4 protein-coding genes and 1 pseudogene are annotated in these 6000 nt (G+C 35.1%); 2 read left to right on the forward strand and 3 right to left on the reverse strand.

Translation table 11 applies throughout. The features are described 5' to 3' along the window. Nucleotides 1-389 precede the first annotated feature (389 nt). Nucleotides 390-1109: a hypothetical protein gene (locus tag P20429_RS13650; protein WP_007581851.1), complete on the forward strand. Its 720-nt coding sequence runs from the start codon at nucleotides 390-392 to the stop codon at nucleotides 1107-1109. Nucleotides 1110-1893: 784 nt separating this feature from the next. On the opposite strand, the gene P20429_RS21040 is transcribed toward P20429_RS13650, so the two are convergent. Next, entirely contained in the window at nucleotides 1894-2148 is a 255-nt protein-coding gene (locus tag P20429_RS21040) for a DUF1524 domain-containing protein (RefSeq protein WP_370494014.1), read from the reverse strand. Between the two features lie 53 nt (nucleotides 2149-2201). Here P20429_RS21040 and P20429_RS19300 point away from each other — a divergent pair. After that, nucleotides 2202-3335, forward strand: a pseudogene (locus P20429_RS19300) (IS3 family transposase). 160 nt (nucleotides 3336-3495) lie between these two features. Here P20429_RS19300 and P20429_RS13640 read toward each other — a convergent pair. Together P20429_RS13640 and P20429_RS20100 are read right to left on the reverse strand one after the other, a co-directional pair. Next, a complete protein-coding gene (locus tag P20429_RS13640; RefSeq protein WP_007581854.1) occupies nucleotides 3496-3990 on the reverse strand; it encodes a HEPN domain-containing protein in 495 nt (164 codons plus the stop codon). A gap of 458 nt (nucleotides 3991-4448) precedes the next feature. Beyond that, nucleotides 4449-6000, reverse strand: a 1552-nt coding sequence (locus P20429_RS20100; RefSeq protein WP_139047176.1) for a sigma 54-interacting transcriptional regulator, incomplete at its 5' end; no start/stop codon positions are given.

Consider the following 6000-nt stretch of genomic DNA (forward strand, 5'->3'; position numbering starts at 1 on the left):
CGCTCTTTGCCGAAGTTCAGCGTATGATAGGGATGTTCCTACAGTATGGTATTGAGAATAATACGTTAAATTGTAAGGACGATGATGTCGAGTCACAAAACTTTTGTATAGCATTAGGCTCACAGGATTTAATAGTAATAGAAAATAACAAAGATAACCGAATTAAATAAGCGTGGTATGAATGTAACCAGTTTAAGCATTTACGACATATAACTACTTTAATAGCTGCGATACTAGATTAATTAAAAATAGAGACAATTGGATTTACCACTCACAGATGCCAATGGATCCTTTGAATATCAAGTCCCCGTCATGTGAGAGCTTGTTGTAGTTGAGTCGCGAGATATTATGTCTGATTTGAGCACTATTTAAATAAGTTGAGAATGTAGTTGAGTATAAAATTATTATTTAAGTTGCTAGTAGTTTTTTCGTTTGCCTTTTCTTTTGTTGTTTTGGCAAAAGATGTAAGAGTTAAAGGTTACTATAAAAAAAATGGAACGTATGTAAAACCTCATTACAGATCATCACCAGATAGTTCAATTAACAATAATTGGACAACTAGAGGGAATGTAAACCCACATACAGGTACTGACGGTACAAGGGCTAGGCAATATGAATGGGATTTAGGAAGTACATCCTACTCAGGTGAGAGTAATAGCTATAATGGCGATGTATATGATGATACCTATCATTCAGGCATGAATAACCATATGGATCATCCTTACTACCAATCTGAGCTTGATGAAGTTGAAAATGTTGTTAATTCAATAGGTGATGAGGTACTGGCGGAAGGTGCCTTGAATAGTAAGCCGACTAAGAATAGTTCTAATACATCTGCTAATCAGAATGATGAAAGCGACCAGTATATGGGCGATGTATATGATGGCACTTACGATTTGGATGAGTATAACCATACTGAGAATCCTTACTATCAATCAGAATATAATGAGACTGAAGGTACTATTGATTTAATAAGTGATAAGGAACTACCTATGGTAAGTTTAAGTGATAACCAAATTGATAATAATTATGCGATTAAGGCTACTGGTCTTTTCATCACTATAATTACATTACTAATTTTTGGTTTTGCTATCTCTAAGGGGAAATAAACAGTCTAGGGTACTTAAATTTGTGAAAAGAGCACAATAGGCTGACAATGGTTTTTTGTTACACCGTATTTTTTGGTTGATCTAATAATTATTATAAATCAATTTCTTAAGGTGTAAATCTGGTGGTTGCAGGGGCTACCAATAAAATCAAAAATCTAAAGCAATATTAGTGACTCTTTTATGCCTGCGTAGGTCAGATAAGCGAAGCGCCATCCGACACGGTAGGATACCTTACCAATTATTATCAATATTTTATGTTGTCGAGTGGCTGGAGAGAGCCAAAATAAAACCTCGAAAGGTTGCTCATATAGCTATCTAGATTAAAGCTATCAAAAAACATAAGTATATTTCCTATAACTACCTCTGAAACCCTATAAACGGAAGTTTGCTTCCGAAATATAGCAATATTGGCCTAGAAACCGGAAGTTTACTTCCGTTTGTACTTTAAGATTATAAGCCGGTATTGTAGTGGCACCTCTAATTTGGCCACCTAATTAGAGGTGCTATCATGCACCTAGTCAGATTTGCGGAAAAAGTATGTAAACCTCACCAACTGTCAAAGGTCTGAGTTTCTAAATTATCTAGCCTCTACTCGTTCTTCATATACGTATTGCTGCAATGAATAATCATCTGGATTGTAGTGGTCAACTAATTTTGGCCACAGTTTTAGAATCTTTGTATCTGATCTCAGATTCATTCATCTCTTCAAAATGAGCAGTTTTGAAGTAGTGCAGTGGTTTTGGTCATCCGTTAGCGATACTTTCCAAAGTTTGATAGGTATTAATTAATGGCAATTGTTCATTTCGATTACATTATGAATAAAAGCTTTTTCAACTTTACTTTCATTTAAAGCATATTTTGTTTTGATATAGCCCCATCTTTTTAAGTATTCGCAATGAAATAATTTACTTGATGGCATCCATTCTTGTGGTGGTTTCGCGACTTTAGACTGATTTGCATTATCTTCTACAGCAATGAGATTTTCAAAATCATTTGCAAATGTCCTTTTTTGTTCTCGGCTCCAATATGGACTTCCCAGAGTTTGCTAGACACCCAATCAGTTACATTGTAACTTCTAATTAGAGGTGTTTTATGAGCAAAGGCAAACGGTATACCCAAGAATTTAAAATAGAAGCAGTTAAACAAATAACTGAACGTGGTTATTCAGTTGCTGAAGTATCAGAACGATTAGATATTTGTACCAAAACGTTATATCACTGGCGAAGCCAGTTATCAGAGAAACCCAAACAAACCAAATCATCAGATGAACTGCTAAGGATCGCCAAGCTTGAGGCCGAGCTAAAACGTGTCACGGAGGAACGCGACATTCTAAAAAAGGCCGCAAGGTACTTTGCCAGCAACCCGAGTAAAGTACGCTTTTATTCGTGAGCATCAAAATGAGTTTTCTATTGTTGCGATGTGTAAACTATTTAAGCTACACCGCAGTGGCTTTTATGCGTGGTTAAAGAAGCCATTGAGTGATAGAGCAATCGAAGATAATCGTTTGCTTAAGCTTATTAAAGAGTTTTACGTTGCCAGTGGTGGCACTTACGGTAGTCCTTGGATACACGCAGATTTACGTGAAGCTGGTGAGCAATGTAGTGTTAATCGCGTAGCTAAGATCATGCGCCAACATAAACTCAAAGCGCAAATAGGTTATAAACGTCGCCATATTAAAGGCGGTAAAACATCACGCATTGCAGATAACTTGCTAGCTCGTCAGTTTAATCCTCCTGCGCCGAATCAAACTTGGGTAAGTGATATTACTTATGTGAGAACCTATGAAGGCTTCTTATATGTAGCAACTGTCATGGATTTATTCTCTAGGCGCATTGTAGGCTGGTCGATGGATAAAAACATGGACAAGCACTTAGTAATTAAAGCATTGCTCATGGCAGTTTATCAGCGCCAACCCAAAGCTGACGTAATGGTACATAGTGATCAGGGAAGCCAGTATGGTAGCGCTGATTACTTAGCCTTTATGAAAGAACATAACCTTAAACCTCAATGAGTCGAGCTGGGAATTGTCACGATAATGCAGTTGCTGAAAGCTTTTTTGCAACGATTAAAAAGCGGATAATTAAAAGGAAGATTTACTCAACACGTAATGATGCGAAAGCAGAGATATTTAATTTTATAGAAATGCTTTACAATCCGAAAAAACGTCACTCGCATACAGGCGGTGTTTCACCTGCTAAGTTTGAGGAAGCTACTACTCTGAATTAAGAACTGCCTAGCGAAAGCAGGGAAGTCCACATTCGCTTTATTAATGCCTCTGCACACTAAAATAATACTAGTCATAAAAGAAAAGCGTGTTGATTGTGAAGAGTTAAGTCATTCATAACTTATCTTATATTCTACTAAAAACTCAAGCATAATTTAGTATCTAAACGTTAGCTATACTATCAATGTCTTGAATGAAGGCTTTAAGCAAATTGAGGCGGTTAAGTAAATCTCTTGTATCTTCTTTTGTTATTTCTAGTAAAGAGTAAGAATTTTGTTTTTCAAAAAATACTGGGTATCTTAAATTATTATGCAGATGATTATACCGTGTTATACCTAAAACATGTTTCTTTAATTGTTGATTAACTTGAGATTTTATAGTCTCATTCGAGCTAACCACTTCAATTAAAAAGCTAACAGCATCCTCCACTGAATGGCTTCTATTTTTGTCCCTAAAAAACTTATTATTCGCATCAACTAAAGTAAATATTTTTGCTCTAATTAACTTTTCCATTGCTTGTAGTATGTGGTAACAAGATTCTCTATAAGACCCAACTTCAAACAACAGTATTGCAACCTTCTCATCTGATTCAGCCAATTGCTTATACGATAAGGAAGCGTTAGCATTATAACTAAACCTACCAATATGTTTTTGCATTATATTCCTAATAAATTCTAATATCTTACCATAATGATATGTTTTAGTTACAAGTTTGTAACTTAACCCGTTAGTATTTTGTGGGGTAAGCTTGTTATGCATAATCGTTTATTACATTCGAACATCAGTTCTTCATATGTCAGAGTTGGTCCTCTTTGCGTAAAGATGTTTTTTCCAAGGTTACATCTGCATTACTGTGTGTATGTTTTCAGTTAATCTTAATTTAGCGATAATTTTCATCTAAGCCAACTAATATTCTGTACTTGATATTCGTAAATTTCTAGTGCCTTAGAGCATAAAATTAAATACTTTGCTCAGCGCATCATTATCCGTTTTTAACTTTTCGTAATACTTACTAGCCATAACGCTGCAATCCACTTGAGCGAATGTTGAGTTACCCTGTCAAACTTAATTTTACTGAAAAGTTTAGTCTCCCATTAACAGGTAGATAATTAATATTAAACATTGTTTTTCATAAATTTAATCATTCGAGAATCGTTCAAAATATCATGATCAAGTAAGTCCTTATTTTTATTTAAGTATTTTTTAAGTGGTGGTCTTGAGCGATAGTATGATTGATAATCACCATTTAAAGCTGTTTTTATTATGAAATCCGAGTACCTTAATGCGTTTTGTATATCATTAAGTTTTGCTTTTTCTGAATCATTTTTATTAATTAAACTTGGGTTTAAAGATGAAGTTGTAATTTGGGATTCCCAGTATTTAATTACATTTTTCACCTTCTCTGAGGTTATTATGGACATAGGGTTTTCTTTATGTTCATCAAATAAGTCAAAAGCAACTCTTTCAAGCTCTCGAAAGTTACCTTCCCATTCATGTTTACGTAGTTCCAGTAATGCATCTTTCTCAAGAGTTGGAAAATAAGATAGTATTTTTTCTATTTTTCCTTCTAGAATATCTTCAAAGGTAACAGCTTCTAAACTTTTCCATAGGTAAGTGGATAAAAGATTTCTTAAATATCTATTTTCATGATCTACTTTAAGTTTTTCACTCAGAGAAGGAAATGACTCTATATGACGAATTCGGTAAAGGATATCTTTGCGTAGACGGTTTTGTTGAAGTAATGCGCTTATATTTTCGTTAATAGCTAACACAACTTTCACCTTGAAGGACTTTCGGTTGCTATCATCGCCAATACGAGCAACCTGAATGTTGTCTGAAACAGCGCTTAATAAATCAAGTAATTGAGCCTGAAATGTTACGGGTGCTGATTGGAATTCGTCTAAGAATAATACACCATTGTTTGCGTCCTCAAACCAGCCTGCACGTCCTTCTTTGTTCGCATCGGTGAAAGCACCTTTAACATAGCCTTTCATCCGTGCCTCCAGCAAAGATTCACTTATCGATGAAAGATTAATTTCTACAAACGGTTGATTAATTTGATGAGAGGATAACAAGCGTGCGGCATATGATTTCCCAGATCCAGTCGGACCCGATAATAATATCGTACCACTTTTGGTTTTCCAGCTACCTTTATTTTTACCGTATGTTGATATCATATTTTTATGCAATTGCCCAATAAGTGAAAAGAGTGGGCTGGTACTTTCATCTTCTACAGGTAAAGAAAGAAATACCCATTTCAGTTTTCCGTCCGGTTGCAAATGATTAAGTAGCTCATTGATGTCTTTCGAAAGCTTATCTATGAATGTTTTAACTTTTGGTTTTGCTCTAATAGACCAACTGCTTGGAAATACGAATGCCACTTTAAGATTGCAGATTTTTTTTGCTTCGTTTATGAGATCGTTTAAAAGACGAGTATCTCGGTTTCCCATAGACTTTGAGATAGTTATATTTAGAAACTCACTGGGAGCAATTTCCTGTATAGCTGCGGCATAAATTTCATTACCATCAAGTTCCAGGTAATCAGTCTCCTCCCTAGCAAAAACTTTACTTACGGCAATACTCCATAGAATTTTATCTGCTGCTTCCACTAATGCTTTTATAGGATTTCTTTCTATTTCAATAGAGTTCCAATTTATGCATCTATCT

This window comes from Pseudoalteromonas sp. BSi20429, from assembly GCF_000238895.1.
GTDB lineage: Bacteria > Pseudomonadota > Gammaproteobacteria > Enterobacterales > Alteromonadaceae > Pseudoalteromonas > Pseudoalteromonas arctica.

Excerpts from the sequence above, each read along its gene's own strand:
- P20429_RS13640 (WP_007581854.1), bottom strand. The coding sequence starts at position 3,990 with ATGCAAAAACATATTGGTAGGTTTAGTTATAATGCTAACGCTTCCTTA.